The organism is Rhodovulum bhavnagarense, from assembly GCF_004343505.1.
Lineage (GTDB): Bacteria > Pseudomonadota > Alphaproteobacteria > Rhodobacterales > Rhodobacteraceae > Rhodovulum > Rhodovulum bhavnagarense.
In genome coordinates this window covers 1-16,397 of the sequence record NZ_SLXU01000004.1, presented here as the reverse complement: position 1 = coordinate 16,397, position 16,397 = coordinate 1, and the positions used below count along the sequence as shown (strand labels likewise).

14 protein-coding genes are annotated in these 16,397 nt (G+C 64.0%); 9 read left to right on the top strand and 5 right to left on the bottom strand.

The annotated features are described in order from the left end of the window. Positions 1-238: 238 nt before the first annotated feature. The 4 genes from panB (at position 239) to EV663_RS06100 (ending at position 2,914) form a co-directional block, all read left to right on the top strand. The gene (panB, locus tag EV663_RS06115; RefSeq protein ID WP_132950910.1) at positions 239-1,057 is read left to right on the top strand and encodes a 3-methyl-2-oxobutanoate hydroxymethyltransferase; all 819 of its coding nucleotides are present in this window, start codon (positions 239-241) and stop codon (positions 1,055-1,057) included. Then, entirely contained in the window at positions 1,054-1,905 is an 852-nt protein-coding gene (panC, locus tag EV663_RS06110; protein WP_132950909.1) for a pantoate--beta-alanine ligase, read from the top strand. The genes panB and panC overlap by 4 nt, the downstream gene beginning before the upstream one ends. 108 nt (positions 1,906-2,013) lie before the next feature. After that, positions 2,014-2,280, top strand: coding sequence for a hypothetical protein (locus EV663_RS06105; protein ID WP_132950908.1), 267 nt, complete (start codon positions 2,014-2,016; stop codon positions 2,278-2,280). Positions 2,281-2,287: 7 nt separating this feature from the next. After that, positions 2,288-2,914, top strand: coding sequence for a DUF1523 family protein (locus EV663_RS06100; protein ID WP_132950907.1), 627 nt, complete (start codon positions 2,288-2,290; stop codon positions 2,912-2,914). 13 nt (positions 2,915-2,927) lie between these two features. Here EV663_RS06100 and modC read toward each other — a convergent pair whose 3' ends face one another. Genes modC through EV663_RS06080 form a run of 4 tightly spaced genes read right to left on the bottom strand, consistent with a single transcriptional unit; the run spans position 2,928 to position 5,976 of the window. After that, complete coding sequence (gene modC, locus EV663_RS06095) at positions 2,928-4,064, bottom strand: molybdenum ABC transporter ATP-binding protein (protein ID WP_132950906.1); 1,137 nt, start codon at positions 4,062-4,064, stop codon at positions 2,928-2,930. Next, the gene (gene modB / locus EV663_RS06090; RefSeq protein WP_132950905.1) at positions 4,061-4,744 is read right to left on the bottom strand and encodes a molybdate ABC transporter permease subunit; all 684 of its coding nucleotides are present in this window, start codon (positions 4,742-4,744) and stop codon (positions 4,061-4,063) included. The genes modC and modB overlap by 4 nt, the downstream gene beginning before the upstream one ends. Before the next feature lie 3 nt (positions 4,745-4,747). After that, positions 4,748-5,512 (bottom strand): molybdate ABC transporter substrate-binding protein, encoded by a 765-nt coding sequence (gene modA, locus EV663_RS06085; RefSeq protein ID WP_132950904.1) that lies wholly within the window; start codon positions 5,510-5,512, stop codon positions 4,748-4,750. A 38-nt stretch (positions 5,513-5,550) separates the two neighbouring features. Further along, the gene (locus EV663_RS06080; RefSeq protein ID WP_243697887.1) at positions 5,551-5,976 is read right to left on the bottom strand and encodes a TOBE domain-containing protein; all 426 of its coding nucleotides are present in this window, start codon (positions 5,974-5,976) and stop codon (positions 5,551-5,553) included. A gap of 314 nt (positions 5,977-6,290) precedes the next feature. On the opposite strand from EV663_RS06080, the gene EV663_RS06075 reads away from it, so the two are divergent. The 5 genes from EV663_RS06075 (at position 6,291) to EV663_RS06055 (ending at position 16,156) form a co-directional block, all read left to right on the top strand. Further along, positions 6,291-7,076, top strand: coding sequence for a TOBE domain-containing protein (locus tag EV663_RS06075; protein ID WP_132950902.1), 786 nt, complete (start codon positions 6,291-6,293; stop codon positions 7,074-7,076). Positions 7,077-7,266: 190 nt separating this feature from the next. Further along, on the top strand, positions 7,267-9,756 hold the full coding sequence (locus tag EV663_RS06070; protein ID WP_165910141.1) for a pre-peptidase C-terminal domain-containing protein: 2,490 nt from the start codon (positions 7,267-7,269) through the stop codon (positions 9,754-9,756). A gap of 267 nt (positions 9,757-10,023) precedes the next feature. After that, positions 10,024-13,005 carry a choice-of-anchor L domain-containing protein gene (locus EV663_RS06065; RefSeq protein ID WP_132950900.1) on the top strand — a complete coding sequence of 994 codons (2,982 nt, stop codon included), beginning with the start codon at positions 10,024-10,026 and terminating at the stop codon, positions 13,003-13,005. 208 nt (positions 13,006-13,213) lie between these two features. Beyond that, positions 13,214-13,636, top strand: a complete 423-nt coding sequence (locus EV663_RS06060) for a hypothetical protein (protein ID WP_132950899.1) — start codon at positions 13,214-13,216, stop codon at positions 13,634-13,636. Between the two features lie 117 nt (positions 13,637-13,753). Beyond that, positions 13,754-16,156, top strand: a complete 2,403-nt coding sequence (locus EV663_RS06055) for a calcium-binding protein (RefSeq protein WP_132950898.1) — start codon at positions 13,754-13,756, stop codon at positions 16,154-16,156. Here the strand turns inward: EV663_RS06055 and EV663_RS15730 are convergent. Beyond that, a partial coding sequence (locus EV663_RS15730; RefSeq protein WP_207904401.1) for a hypothetical protein occupies positions 16,153-16,397 on the bottom strand: 245 nt, incomplete at its 5' end. The genes EV663_RS06055 and EV663_RS15730 overlap by 4 nt on opposite strands.

The following is a 16,397-nucleotide window of genomic DNA, read 5'->3' as shown; positions in this document are numbered from 1 at the left end:
GTTTGGCCGCGCCGGTCCTGGCGAGTTGGAAGAGGTGGCCGTTCGTATGTCCCGTGGCAATCATGGTTGGTGTTCCCTTGGGCAGGCGAAGCGTTTCGCAGGATCGGCCATGGCATCCGGGCGCTTCATCCGCGCTGCGCAGACGGGTCGTACGCAGGGAGGCGGGCCTCGTGGGGGCTGGATTCCGCGCTGCGGCATGGCTATAAACCCGGCCACCCTGAAGTGCGAGGTAAGAGCCATGAGCGCAAGCGCACCGATACGCCAAGTGACGCCGGTCGATATCCGGGCCCGCAAGGGCGCCACGCCCATTGTCTGCCTGACGGCCTACACCACGCCGGTGGCCCGGCTGGTCGATGCGGAATGCGATCTTGTGCTGGTCGGCGACAGCGTCGGCATGGTGCTTCATGGACTGCCCTCGACGCTGGGCGTCACGATGGAGATGATGATCCTGCACGGGCAGGCGGTGGCGCGCGGGGTCAACCATGCGCTGATGGTGGTCGACATGCCCTTTGGCAGCTACGAGGAAGGTCCCGAGCAGGCCTTTCGCAACGCCGCCCGCCTGATGGCCGAGACCGGCGCAGGCGCGGTCAAGCTGGAGGGCGGCGTGGCGATGGCCGACACGGTCCGGTTCCTGACGGCGCGCTCCATTCCGGTGATGGCCCATGTCGGGCTGACGCCGCAGGCGATCAACACGCTGGGCGGCTACAAGGTGCAGGGGCGCGGCGCGGATGCCGACCGGGTGCTGGCCGATGCCCGCGCGGTGGCCGAGGCCGGGGCGTTCTCGGTCGTGCTGGAAAAGGTCCCGGCGGATCTGGCCGACCGTGTCACCGCCGAGGTGGCGATTCCCACCATCGGCATCGGGGCCTCGGCCGGTTGCGACGGGCAGGTTCTGGTGGTCGACGACATGCTGGGCCTGTTCACGGATTTCAAACCAAAGTTCGCCAAGCGCTATGCCGAGCTGGGGCGCGATGCCGGGGCGGCCATCGCGGCCTATGCCGAAGAGGTCCGCGCGCGCCGATTTCCGGCGGCCGAGCATGTGTTCGGGGAGGATGCATGAGCGCGCCGATCCTGCGGCGCCTGTCCGATCTGCGATCGCTGAGCGCGCAATGGCGGGGCGAGGGCGCGCGCGTGGCGGTTGTGCCCACGATGGGCGCGCTGCACGAGGGGCATCTGAGTCTCGTGCGTGCCGCCCGTGCCGGGGCAGACCGGGTGATCGTGACAATCTTTGTCAACCCTCGGCAATTCGATAATCCCGATGACCTGGCCGGTTATCCTCGCACAGAGGAGCGTGACGCGTCCCTCCTTGCCCCTTTCGCAGTGGATGCAATCTATGCGCCCGGGCCGGACGAGGTCTACCCCGGTGGCTTTGCCACCACTGTTTCTGTAGCGGGGCTTACCGACAGGTTGTGCGGGGCTCACCGGCCCGGACATTTCGACGGGGTTACCACCGTGGTGGCCAAGCTTTTCAACCAGACGCAGGCGGAGCTGGCCTATTTCGGCGAAAAGGATTTTCAGCAGCTTGCGGTGGTGCGCCGGATGGCGCGCGACCTGGATATTGCAGTTGACATCATTGGCTGCCCGACCGTGCGCGAGGCCGACGGGCTGGCGCTATCTTCGCGAAATCAGCGTCTGACGGGGGCGGCGCGGGCCGCGGCGCCCGCGCTTTACGCCGCGTTGCGGGGGGCGGGCAGGACGATCGAGAGCGGTTTGCCGGTGGCCGGGGCATTGGACAAGGCGCGCGCCGCGATCCTGTCGGGTGGTTTTGAGGCGGTCGATTATGTCGAACTCTGCGCCGCCGACAGTCTTGTGCCTCTTGATCGTCTAGACCGGCCTGCCCGGCTATTGGCCGCCGCGCACCTCGCTGGGGTGCGCCTGATCGACAATATCGCGCTGTCTCAGGCCTGAGGGCGCGCTTTTGCGCCGCACTGCGCGCGCAGGGTGCAAACCAGTCGCCGTTTCGCCTATATTGGTGGTCAAGAGACTGGCCGCCGAGCGAACCGGGAAGGGGCTTTGATGATCGCGCTGCTGCGCTTTGTCATTCTGGGATTTGTCGCCCTGAGCGTCGTCTATATCAGTCTTTCGCTTTATTCGCGGGCGGTGCGCCGCGAGAGGCTGAAACGCGAATGGGATCAAGAGGCAGACGCCGGCGAACGTGACGCCTTCGTTCGCGCAGGACTTGAAGAGTATGATCGTTCGCTGCGCCGCAAGCTGATCCTCGGAGTCTATATCGTGCCGATAACGGTAATCGGCACGATCATCTACGTCATAAATTATACGTGAGGCTGCAATGGTTTACGTCAAATGGACCTTTCTGGCGGTGATCGCCGTGCTGATCGGGGCCTTTCTGCATTACACGCTGCCGCAGCATGATGTCGTGCGGATCAACCGCGCCTACGAGACGCAGGTCACGGTCGGCGACAATGCCCTGTTCTGGGCGGGAACCGCGCCGGGCGAAGGCAGCCCGGGCGCACAGCGTTATGTCAACCTGATCGAGACCTTTACGCCCGAGGGCAAGGTCATCGTGTTTCGCAACGAGGATACCGGCTGGGGCTGGCCGCCCTATTTCAAGTTCGACACATCGAATCTTCAGGCCGAGGCGGGCGATCTGAAGTCCAGCAAGGACAACCCGCAATGGGTGGTGGTGACCCATTACGGATGGCGCAACGAATACCTGTCGATCTATCCCAACGCGGTGGGTATTCGTGCCGTGGATCGCCCGGACGTGACGATCATCCCCTGGTTGAACATCCTGATCCTCGGCACTCTGACAGTGATCGCAGCCTGGATCTGGCGTGTGCTGGCACGGTTTCGCGAAGACCGGATCGAGCCGCTGATAGACGAGGCCGGCGATTTCATCGACAGCGTGGACGACCGCGCCGAAAACCTCTGGCAGCGGCTTTTCGGGCGTCGCTAGGACGGCGCGGGTGTCACGACTGCCATGGGCGGGCCTGGATGCCGGACTTATCGTGTTGCGGTGCCGCCTGGCGGGCCGGTTCGACAAGCGCCACGGCCTTCAGGCGTGCGACAATCGTTTCCCCGGTGCGCAGGCCCAGCATGTCCCAGGACTTGCGCGAGACACGGGCGACAAGTGCCGCACCCATGCCATCGGCGCCAAGCCGCAGCCGCACCGTGACCTGGTGGTCCGCGGTTTCCTCGGCGCCCTCGATGCGCGCGGTCAGCGCGTTAAGGATGGTCGTATCCTGTGGGGCATGGCGGCCCAGGCTGATATCGCGTGCAAGAACGCGCAAGCGGCGGCGCGTGCCCACTGCGCCCAGCAGGCCGGGCACCGTCATTACCCCGCCCCGCACCGCGACCTCGGACAGGCCGTAACGCGGGTCAGTCGCGATTACCGTGCCGTCGATCACTGCGGCGGGGTCGGGCAACCGTATCAGCGGCAGCGCGGGATTGGCCAGCACGTCGGCGATGGGGCCGGCGGCGCGCACGCGGCCCGCCTCCATCAGAACCAGCGTATCGGCCAGTCGCTCGACCTCGGCAATGTCGTGGCTGACGTAAAGCACCGGGATCGACAGCGCAGCGTGCAGCCGTTCGAGATAGGGCAGGATGTCGTCCTTGGAGAAGCGGTCGAGCGCCGATAGCGGTTCATCCATCAGCAAAAGTTCGGGCTGGGATAGCAGGGCCCGACCGATTGCGACCCGCTGACGTTCGCCCCCGGACAGTTGCGTCGGGTGCCGGTCGAAAAGCCGGCCGATGCCCAAAAGGTCGATAACCTCGTCCAGTCCGATGCGGGCGGGTGCCTTCTGGCGGCGCATCCCGAAGGTCAGGTTGGCCTCGATCGAGAGATGGGGAAACAGGCTGGCCTCTTGAAACACATAGCCCATGGCGCGGCGATGGGGCGGCACAAAGCGCCGACCGTCCTGCCAGGTCACTCCGTTCACAACCAGCCGGCCCGCAGGCAGGCGCATCAGCCCCGCGATGCTGCGCAGGACCGTCGTCTTGCCACAGCCCGACGGGCCGAACAGCGCGGTGACGCCCTGGCCCGGCGCGGTGAATTCCGCGTCCAGGTCGAAACTGCCCAGACGCCCCTTGAATGCCGCCTCGATCATCGCCGCGCCCCGTTCAGCCGCCGCTCGATCAGCATCATCGCGAGGATCACGACAAAGGACATTCCCAGCATGCCGCCCGCAAGGATATGCGCCTTTCCCCATTGCAGCGTTTCCACGTAGTCGAAGATCGTCACCGATAGCACCTTGGTCACACCCGGGATGCCGCCGCCGATCATCAGCACGACGCCGAATTCGCCTATCGTATGGGCAAAGCCCAGAATCGCCCCGGTAAAGATACCCGGCAGCGCCAGCGGCAACGCGACGGTAAAGAAGGCATCCAGCGGCCCGGAGCGCAGGGTGGCGGCCACCTCCATCGGGCGATCCCCCATCGCCTCGAACGCGTTGCGGATCGGGTTGACCACGAAGGGCAGCGAATAGATGACCGAGCCGATCACCAGCCCCTCGAAGGTGAAGGACAGCTTGCGCCCCAGGATCGTGGTCAGCGGCGAATTCGGCCCCATCGCGATCAACAGGTAGAACCCAAGAACCGTGGGCGGCAGCACGATAGGCAGGGCCACGACGGCGGCCACCACCTCTTTCCACAGGCCACGAGACCGGGCCAGCCACCAGGCCAGAGGGGTGCCCACCAGCAGCAACACGATCGTGGTGATCATCGCCAGCTTCAGCGTCAGGGCGATGGTCTGGACCATTGCCGCGTCTAACAGGGCCCCCTCTGACATGGCTTATTCCCCCGTGCCGTAGCCGTACTTGGCTATGATGGTGCGGGCCTCGGGGCCCTTGAGGAAATCGATATAGGCGGTGGCAGCCTCGTTCCGGGCGCCTTTTTCAAGCAGGACGGCATCCTGCCGGATCGGGGAATACATCTCTTGCGGGATCACCCAGCGCGAGCCGGCCTCATCCGCGATAACCTGGCTGAGCGCGACAAAGCCCAGCTCGGCATTGCCGGTGGTGGCGAACTGGTGGGTCTGGCTGATGCTCTTGCCCTGAACGATCTTGGGCGCAAGATCGTCATGGACGGCAAGCGCTTTCATTACCTCGACCGCGGCTGCGCCATAGGGGGCGGTCTGGGGATTGGCGATGGCGACATGGGTGAACTCACCGGCCTCAAGCGCGGCGCTGGTCCCGTCGATCAGCCCGGCATCCGCGCTCCATAGAACCAGTTGGCCGACCGCGTATGTGAACCGCGATCCAGGCGCCGCATATCCTTCCGCCTCGGCCAGTTCGGGGCGGGCCTGATCGGCGGCAAGAAACACCTCGAACGGCGCGTCCTGGGTGATCTGGGTATAAAGTTGGCCGGTTGGGCCAAAGCTGTAGATGACGTCATGCCCGGTGGCCTGGGTAAAGGCCGCGCCGATCTCTTTCGCGGCCTCGGTGAAATTGGCGGCCACCGCGGCGATGGTTTCGCCCGCCCGGACTGGCCCGCAGAAAGCGCAGGCCACCAGGAAGGCCGCGATGCCACTGCGCGAAATGGACTTTTCGAATGTCATGGTATTTGTCCTTTCCTTTTGAAATTCCTGTCAGCCCCTCAGGGCAGTGCGAGGATGACATGGGATGCCTTGAACAGCGCGGTCGCCGTTGCGCCGGGAGCCAGCCCCAGGCTGTCGGCACTGGCGCGCGTGACGATGGCGGTAATGGTGTTGCCCGTGCCGAGGTCGAGGATGATCTCGCTGTTGACCGGGCCATCCTTGCGTGCCGAGACCCTACCGGCCAGGCGGTTGCAGGCTGAGACCCGGCCAGGCGCATCCCCAGCCATCAGCATGATGAAGGTCGCCTTGACCAGGGCAAAGACCTCTGCGCCTTCGCTCAGCCCCATGTCTTGCGCGCTGCGTTCGGTTATGACAGCGGCAAGCCGCTGGCCATCCGGCAGGGCAAGATCGATTTCCGCGTTCACCGCGCCTTGCGTGATCTTGGTGACCGTGCAGCGATAGGTGTTCCTGGTGCTTGTCTGCATGATGTTTTCCTGTTCGTTACGGTGTCGCAAAAGCGATATGTATGCAACCCACATATCGATACGCAAAGGTTCTGCGCGATCCCCATCGTTATTTAGGTCGGCCTCATAGCGTTTTGCCTAGACCCGGCCGACACGCCGTGGTGATCCGCCGCATCCGGGCGGGCGGTTGCGGTGTCAATTTGGGCGAAGACCGGAAAAACGCACAATGGCACGGCAGACTGAAATGCATCGCGCACCACGCCTGTCGGCAACTGGCGGTGGCGGCGATCAGGGCGCCGGGGTAAGACAGGGCAATCGAAAGGGGATGACACGCGATGTCTAAAGGTCTGCGCGGTGCGCTGATACTGGAACGATCCGGGGCACGGATGGGGGCGGACCGCGTGGCGCTATTGGCAGCGGTGGGGCGGACGGGGTCGATTTCCGCGGCCGCGCGCGAGGTGGGATTGTCTTACAAGGCCGCCTGGGACGGGGTGCAGGCGATGAACAATCTCTTTGCCGCGCCGCTGGTCAGCGCGGCACCGGGCGGTCGGTCGGGCGGTGGGGCCTGTCTGACCCCCGCGGGCGAAAAGGTGATCTTGGCCTACGCGGCCCTGCAAGAGGATCTGGCCCGCGTGGTCGCCAGCCTGGAGGCGCGGATCGGTATCGACCCCGACGAAATGCTGGGTAGCCTGACGATGAAGACTTCGGTGCGCAATGTCTATCGCTGTACCGTCCAGGGCGTCACCGGCAGCGCGGTCAGCGCAGAGGTCGACATGAGCCTTGGGGCCGGTCAGCGGCTGGTTTCCGTCATTACCGGGCAAAGCGCCGCCGAGATGGACCTGGGCCCCGGCAAGGAGGTCTTTGCCCTGCTGAAATCCAGTCTGGTCGCGATTGCCGCCGGGCATGACATCGGGCCGGTTTCGGTGCGCAACCGTCTTGAGGGAACGTTGCTTTCCCGCACGGACGGCGAAGTTAACAGCGAAATCGTCCTTGACCTGGGGTGGGGAAAGACACTGGCCGCGACGATCACGCGTGACAGCGCCGATGACCTTGGGCTTGGTCCGGGTGATCGGGCGACGGCGCTGGTCAAGGCCAGCCATGTCATCCTGGCCCTGCCCTGAGTGGCACGGCGCCGAAAGACGCCCCCTGTCGAGGCGGCATCGCGCGGTGCTGGGCGCGGCGCTGGTTCGGTTGAGTGCTTCGCGGCTGGACAACGGGCGGTCGAGATTCCATCCTCTTGCCCAAGGACCGTTTTTCTGCGCGCCGTTGTGATCCGGCATGGGACGGTCGGCCAAACTGGAGACCAGTAAGATGTGCGAACTATGCGTGTCCCTCGATGTGAACCTTGCGTTGGTTGCTGCGGGGGAGCCGGTCGCCTATCCGGCGGCGCCGCTGACATCCTCGGCGCTTGGGACCGCGCTTACGGTCATCCCGGCGAGCCAGACCGAGGACGCGGATGCCGCAAGTGGAACCATGACCGCCTACGCGATGCAGGTCGATGATGTCTTTGCCGGAACGATCGCGGCGAGTGGCGATACCGACTGGGTCGCGATCGAGCTGGTGGCCGGGCAGAGCTATGTCTTTACGCAATGGGGCGTGGGCGGCAGCGCGGACGGCCTGAGGGATACCAAGCTGTCACTGTATGATTCCAGCGGGTCCGTGCTCGCAACCAATGACGATATCGCAGAGCAATGGGGCACTCTTTTCTCGGCAATCCAGTTCACCGCGCCCGCGACCGGCACCTATTACCTCGAGGCTGGCGCCTATCTGAACCGGACCGGCGATTATCACCTGATGGCTGCCGATGCGCTCTACTCGGTCGAACAGGCCGCGACCTACCTTATCGAGGTCGACTGGGGTAGCCCGGCCCCGATTCATTTCGCGACCGAAACCGTCTATGTGAACATCACCGAACTGCAACCCGATGCCCAGCAACTCGCCCGCTGGGCGCTTGAGGAATGGGCCATCGCGACCGGTCTGACCTTTGTCGAGACCGACGATCCCGACCTTACGAACATCATGTATGTCGATGACGATCCAGGCGCCTTTGCCGGGCCGCAGGAATACGACCCCGTCACCGGGATCAATACCTATTCCGAGGTCAATATCGGCAACCAGTGGGTGAATTACTACGGTACCACGGTCGATAGCTATTCCTACCAGACCTATCTGCACGAGACCGGCCATGCGCTGGGGCTTGGGCATCTGGGGCCCTATGACGGTACCGCGACCTTCGGCGTGGACAACCTGATCGCCAATGACAGCACGATCATGTCGGTGATGAGCTATTTTGATCCACCCCAGAACCCCAATGTAGAGGGCGAGGTGCTGTCGATCCTGACGCCTATGCGAGCAGACCTTGCGGCGGTGCATGCGGTCTATGGCCAGCCCGAGGCCTATGCGGGCGATACGGTTTGGGGGGCAGGGTCGAACGTGGGGGGCTGGATGGGCGATCTGTTCGCGATCCTGTTCGACGGAGCGCCGCAGGACGGAGCGTTTTACGAGGGCGAAGCGGTCGCCCTGACGCTGTTCGATACCGGCGGCACCGATCTTGTCGACCTGTCGACCGTCACCGCCGATCAGCGCATCGACCTGACCCCGGGCGCGGTTTCGGATATCGGCGGTGTCGTCTCGGCGCTGTCCATCGATATCACCACCATCATCGAAAACGCCCGTGGCGGCAGCGGCCATGACGCGATCACCGGGAACGCGGCCGATAACATCCTGGAAGGCGGCGCGGGCGATGATACGATCATGGGCGGCGCAGGCATCGATACCGCCGTTCTGGCGGTCGCAAGCGGCGATGTCACGGCCGATATCTCCGGCGCCTCCATCATCGTCTCATCGGCGCTGGGGTCCGACATGTTCACCAGTGTCGAATTCTTTGCCTTTGACGACATGACCCTGAGTGCGGCCGAGTTGCTGGGTGGTCAGGTGCCGGTCGAGCCCATGGCCGGAACCGAAGGCAACGACACGCTAACCGGCACGGCTGGTGCTGACGTGATCACCGGTTTTGGCGGTGACGACGCGTTGTTCGGTCTTGGGGGCGATGACACGATCGACGGCGGCGCGGGGAACGACAATATCGGCGCGGGCGATGGTGCGGATTCGGTGACGGGCGGCGACGGGGATGACTCGATCGGCGGGGGCACCGGGAATGACACGCTTTACGGCGAGGGTGGCGACGACTTCATGGGCGGTGGCATGGACGATGACTATCTGTCCGGCGGCACCGGCAATGACGTTGTGAATGGCGGCGCTGGCGATGACGTGCTTTACGGCGATGACGGCAACGACACGATGGGCGCGTCGCTTGGGGCTGACACCGTTTATGGCGGCGAAGGCAATGACGACATCGGCGGCGGTGCTGGCACCGACTATATCGAGGGCGGCGCGGGCAACGACTCGGTTGGCGGTGGCGAGGGTGACGATACGATCTACGGCGGTGGGGGTGACGATTTCCTTGCCGGCGGCGGTCGTCACGACGTCATTCGCGGCGGCGATGGGGATGACACGATTAACGGCGGCGACGGCAATGACACGATGTCGGGCGGCGCTGGTGCGGATCAGTTCAACTTCAACTTCGATGCCTTCACCGCGCCGCGCGTCGACGTGATCGAGGATTTCGAGATCGGGGTGGACAGCTTCCTGATGATCGGGGTCGATGGCGGCTTGTCGTCGCTTTACCTTGGCAACATCCTGGGTGGTATCCGGATCGGCTATGAGGACCACGTGATCGAGGTCATGGGCGACGGGCTGAGCGTGCAGACGCTGGAGGTCGACGACTTCACCTTTGTCTGAACGGACGCGCGTCAAGCAACGCGCATAATCGCTCTTTTGGTCTGGTTCCCTGTTCTTTCGGGCGGTCAAATATCCGTTTTCCTTGACCGACTCGCCGCGCAGCCCTAGCGTTAACCTTATGGGTGTTACCTCATGTCCATTGGGGGTGCCTGGTGTCTTGCAGGGGACCGCGACCTCGTTTGCGCGGGGTCCCCGGCAATGCCCGCCATTTCCGCGAAGGCACGTGGCCTGAGCGGATCGCGGGCGGGGGGAAGTTAGGAGAGCGACATGTCTACTCTTTACACGCTGACGGGCTTTAGCTTTGTAGATAATCCGGCGGGGGCGGAGTCGCCAGAAGCCTCGGTGCTGGAAATTGGTGGCACCGATGACTTGGCGTTCACGTTCACGGCCAATCCCGAACCGGAGGACGCGTCCGATGTAAGTGGATCGCTCGACGAGACGTCTGGACGTATCTTCAACCTGGCATTGGGTGATACGCCATTCATCGATGACTACTACGAGGCCGGGATGGGCCGGATCACGCTGGGTGATAACGTGACCGATGTGCTGATCCTGATCGATACGTCCGGTTTGAACCCGACCCACATGTTCGTGCTGTCCGGTGATCCGCTCGGGGCCGGTGCGGTACCCACCGCGGCAGAGATCGATGATTTCCTGACCAACGGTGATCTGACCCTGATCCCCGACGGTCCGTTTGCGCCGGGTGCCGAGTGGTCTGCGGCTCTGCCTGTGAGCGTGGCGATCGATGCCGATCCCTTTGCGGGCACCGAGGGCGACGACAGTATCCTGGCATGGGGCGACGATGACGCGATCGATGGCCTGGGCGGCAGTGACACGATCGACGGCGAATATGGCAATGACACGATCACCGGCGGTAATGGAAACGATCAGCTGTTTGGTGGCGCGGGCAATGATGACATCAATTCCGGCAGTTTTTCACCCGATACCGGTGTCGGCTACGATATCGTCAATCCGGGTCCGGGGCTTGACGTTGTGCGCGGCACGCCGGGTGAGCTGAACGAGGACCGGATCCAGGGTATCGATTTCGGCGACCGGATCATCATCGAGGGTGTCAGTCCTGATGCGGTGACGGTCACCGATGGCGTGGTCACGGTCGAAACGACCGGTGACGACACGCCAGAGGCCACCTTCTATTACACATTGGCATCGGATGCGTCTGGGCTGTTGCTGGAAACCGCGGTGGGCGGCAATACCGTCTTGCAACTTGATCCCGAACTTGCCCACAATCCCGGTATCGGCGAAACGATTGCAGGGCCGCAGGATTTCGGCGACATCTCGTCCTACCTTTTTGCCGGTGATACGATCACACCCGTTGACCTCTACTATACCGGTGCGATCGAGGGTGTTGCGCTGCTGCCCGAGGGGCACACGATTTTCGAAGTTTCCGACCCGGATAATCCAGAGGCCATCGTCGGACTGGATCGCGGCGTATTCCTGACCTCTGGTGATGGACCGGGAACGCAGAACACGTCTTCCAGCTATACCCGTGTTCTGTTCGAACCGGGCGATCCGCGCCTGACCGAAACAGCGCAGGATGCCTATCCGGGCGCGGGCAGTACCAACGACGCCTCGTTGCTGACCTTCACGTTCAATGCCTCTGACCTGGGCGATCAGCCCTCGATCAGTTTCGACGTGTTCTTCGGGTCAGACGAGTACCCGGAATATGTCAATAGTTCCTTCGTTGATATCGCGGCGATCTACGTCAACGGCGTCAACTATGCGCTGTTCAACAACGATCCCGCGCAGCCCCTGTCGATCACAGGCACCTCGATCACGACCGTGGGCAATTTCTATAACAACAACGGCGATGATGGGACGGATGGCGATCCCTATACCGGTACCTTCGACACCGAGTATGACGGGTTCTCGCGCTTGCTGACCGTGGTCGCGCCGGTGAAACCGGGCCTGAACACGGTAACCGTCGCGGTGGCCGATACCGGGGACTCGGCCTACGATTCTGGTATCTTCGTGGGCAACATCCAAGGGTCCGACGTTGAAACCGGTGGCAGCTATGTCAACGAGACCGGCAGCGAGGGCGATGACGTCATAGAGGGCAATGCTGCGCCGCAACTGGTCGCGCTGAACGGAGGTGCGGATACCGTCACCGGCACCGCGGCGGAACTGGATGGCGATGTTATCGAGGGCTTTGGCGACGATGACGAATTGTTCGTCGAGGGTGCAAGCTTTGGCGAGGATGACGTGACCGTGACGATGGGCTCTGCCATTCTCGATATCGACACCGATGGGGACGGCCTGGCCGATACCACCGTGACCTTGCAAGGCGATTTCAGCCAGGCAACCTTTGACTACCAGGAAACCGGCGATGGCACGTCCATTTCGGCGACCGGTGTTATCGAAGATGCTGGTGATGATCCTGTTAACATCACCGGCACGGCTGGTGCTGACGTGATCACCGGTTTTGGCGGTGACGACGCGTTGTTCGGTCTTGGGGGCGATGACACGATCGACGGCGGCGCGGGGAACGACAATATCGGCGCGGGCGATGGTGCGGATTCGGTGACGGGCGGCGACGGGGATGACTCGATCGGCGGGGGCACCGGGAATGACACGCTTTACGGCGAGGGTGGCGACGACTTCATGGGCGGTGGCATGGACGATGACTATCTGTCCGGCGGCACCGGCAATGACGTTGTGAATGGCGGCGCTGGCGATGACGTGCTTTACGGCGATGACGGCAACGACACGATGGGCGCGTCGCTTGGGGCTGACACCGTTTATGGCGGCGAAGGCAATGACGACATCGGCGGCGGTGCTGGCACCGACTATATCGAGGGCGGCGCGGGCAACGACTCGGTTGGCGGTGGCGAGGGTGACGATACGATCTACGGCGGTGGGGGTGACGATTTCCTTGCCGGCGGCGGTCGTCACGACGTCATTCGCGGCGGCGATGGGGATGACACGATTAACGGCGGCGACGGCAATGACACGATGTCGGGCGGCGCTGGTGCGGATCAGTTCAACTTCAACTTCGATGCCTTCACCGCGCCGCGCGTCGACGTGATCGAGGATTTCGAGATCGGGGTGGACAGCTTCCTGATGATCGGGGTCGACAATGGCGGTGCGGGCATGGCCGGTTACATCGCTGCGCTTGACGTCTCCAACATCACGGGTGGCGTTCAGATTGCCTATGATGGTCACGTGATAAACGTCCTTGGCGACGGGTTGAGCGTGCAGACGCTGGAGGTCGACGACTTCACCTTCGTCTGAACGGACGCGAGGGGGTGCGGGCGGCCTTTTCCGGCGCGCGCAGATGCCTCGCAGGAAAAACGGGGAACCCGCCGCGGCATCGACCACGGCGGGTTCACGCTTTTGCGTAAGGGGGTGACGGTATCGCTATTGCGGGGCGCCCCGGTAAGATAGAGTTTCGGGGCCGGGCCGACCGCCCGGCCCGTGATGCCAACCGGAGGAGCGCAACGTGAAACCGCCTGTCATGGCCCCGCGGAACCTGGCCGGGACGCTGACCCGCCGCGCCGTCCTTGGCGGGGCGGCGCTGCTGGCCGTGCCGTTCGAGGGGGCTGCCATGGGACGATCCCGTCAGGTCTTGCTGGTGCGCTGCGTCTTCGAGGGGGATAAGGCCGCGCCGTCCCCTGATCTTTGCGCGCTGTTTTCTGCCCGCACAAAGGCATGGTCGGGGCGCGCGGTTGATGAGGTGACCGAAGGTGGCGACCTGGTTCTGGTCGTCGAAGAGGTGGGTTCCTCGGTTCTGGTGGCCCGGATCGAGGCGGCGGGCGGGGCGCGCAGCGGCCCGTTGGCGGCGCGGCGGCGAGGGGCCGCCCTGGACGAGTCCGCGCGCGCTCGGTTGATCGATGCGCTGTTGGGGGCGCTGATGATTCCCTGACCTTTATCAAAATCCGTCGCAAGGGCCGCATCTCCGCCACAATTCGTTAAGACATGCCTGACCGCTGCCGCCGATCCTGTTCCCGGTGTGGGGGCGTGCATCGGGGTGGTGCAGCGCATGACAATCTTGGTGGAACCGCAGGGCACATCGGCCCTTGGCGGAACGGGGGCGCCTTTGGGTGCCGTATCAATCGTGCCCGATGGCGCGGCGGCATGGCATGTCACCGATCATGCCGGGGGCGTGACCTATTCAGTCGCGCCCGGCGTTTTTGTGCCGCAGGTGACGGGAATGCAGGTGCATTTGCCGGATGACCGGATCGCGCTGTCGGTTGTCGGGCTTGGGGGAAGCATCGCGGCACCGGCCTGGCAGGCCGCCCTCGCCGGCGGGGGCGCGGGGCAGGGGGCGCTTTTCGATCCGGGTGGCCTGCCCGGGGATGGGGTGACGCTTGCGGCGGCAGGGCCGGACGGGCAAGGGTTTGTCATGGCGGCGCAAGGGGCGGCGCCGGGGGTGACGCTGTTCGCGGTGGATGAAACCGGCAGTCCCGGCGTGGGGGTGACCCTGCAAGATAGCGAGGCAACCTATCTCGCCGGGGTGTCGGATCTGCAAGCGATCGAGACCGCGCAGGGCCTTTTCGTTGCCGCCGCTTCTGCCACCGAAAATGGCATCAGTATCCTGAGGGTCGACGGCATGTCGGCGCCAGAGCCGGTTTCGGCCCTTGGCGTGTCCGACAGCGTGCCGGTCCAGACCGTCACCGCGCTTGAGGCCGTCCGCCTGGATGGGGCGACCTACCTGATCGCGGCCGCAGCGGGCACATCGAGCCTGACGGTGTTCCAGGTCGCCGAAAACGGGGGGCTGAGCGTGACAGATCATGTTGTCGATACGCTGCACACACGTTTTGCCGAGGCCGGACAACTTGCCAGTGTCACGGTTGGTGACCAGGTCTTCGTGTCTGCTGCTGGCGGCGACGACGGCGTGACAGTGTTTCGGTTGACGGCCGAGGGACGGCTTGTCCATTTGGCGAGCATCGCCGACCAGCCCGGTTTGTCGCTTGCCGATGTCTCTGGACTGGGCATGGCCCGCACCGATGCGGGGTTTGCCATTCTTGTCGCCTCGGCGAGCGAACCGGGCCTGAGCCAGATTTCCGTCAGCGTGTCGCCGGGAGTGGTTCTTGCCGGTGCCGATGGGCCGGTCAGCGGGGGCGATGACGATGATATCCTGTCGCTGTCCTCCGATTCCGGGGTGATCGAGGGCGGTGGCGGCGATGACGTGATCAGTGACGGGCCGGGCGCGGATACCCTGACCGGGGGGCCGGGGCGCGATACCTTCTTGCTCGGGGTCGATGGCGCGGTCGACGTGATTACCGACATCCGCCCCGGTGAAGACATGTTGGATCTTTCGATTTGGCCATTCCTGCATGGGGTCCAGCAGCTTGAGGTCGAAACGACAGGCTGGGGCGCGATCGTGACCTACGGCGAGGAAATTCTGAACCTTCACAGCTGGGACGGCACGGCATTCGATGCAGAGGATATCGCCGCGCTGCTGTCGGTATCTGTCTCGCGCTACGAGATCGTGCCGGCCCCGCTGCAACTCAGCGATCCTCTGCCGGTGCCCGTTCCAGGCCCGATCTCGCAGCCCAAACCTGACGCGCCCCCCGCGCCGGCCGATTCGGGCAGCACCGGCATGGGCCACCTTGTCGAGGGCGCGGCCGGCGATGACACGCTGACCGGAACCCAGTGGGATGACACGCTGTTGGGCCAGGCGGGCAATGACGTGATCGAGGCATTGGCAGGCAATGACATGATCGCGGCCTCTGACGGTAACGACCTGGTCGAGGCCGGGGCGGGGAATGACGATATCGGCGGGGGCACCGGCGATGACACGATCCTGTGCGGGGACGGGCGCGATACGGTGGGGGGCGGGCTTGGCGCCGACAGCATCCTGTGCGGCGGGGATAACGACGTTGCCAGCGGTGGCCCGGACGATGACATTGTCTTGGGCGAGGCGGGCAACGACACGCTGGCGGGCAGTTTTGGGCATGACCTGATCGATGGCGGCGGCGGCCATGACTCGCTTGGGGGCGGGGCCGGGCGGGATCTGCTGATCGGGGGCGAAGGCGCAGACAGCCTGGGGGGCGGCGAAGGCGAGGACAGGCTTGAGGGTGGCGACGGCGACGATTTCATCGGCGGAGGTCCGGGGCCGGACCTGTTATTCGGGGGAGCGGGCGCGGATAGCCTGAACGGTGGCACTGGCGATGACCGGTTGGAGGGTGGACCGGGCAAGGATCTGTTCGTGTTTTCGGAGTTCAGCGCGGGCGAACATGACACGATCACCGATTTCCAGGTGGGGCTTGACCGTCTGCGGCTGGATGGCGTTGCGGGGCAGGGTCAGCAAGGCAAGTTCGATGCGTTGCACATTACCAGCGCTGCGGACGGGCTGCGGATCGACCATGGGGGACACATGATCACGCTGGAGGGAATCGAAATCGAGCAGATCGATGCCGGTGACTTCCTGTTCCTTTAGGCGCCCGGACCGGTTTTTTCCTGTCCGGCCCCAAGCTCTGATCCTGTCCGAGTCGGCGGCCAGGGAGCGTTCGGTGGATGATCGTGTGGATAACCATGTGGATAACGGGGAGTCGCGGGTTCGCCGGAGAGATGGCGCCCCTGTAACGCCTTTCTCTCTTTTTCTGTCTTTTTGGAATTATCTGCATTATCAGTGAGTTGCGATGTTTTTTGTGGATTTATGACATTTTTGGAAAAAAGGG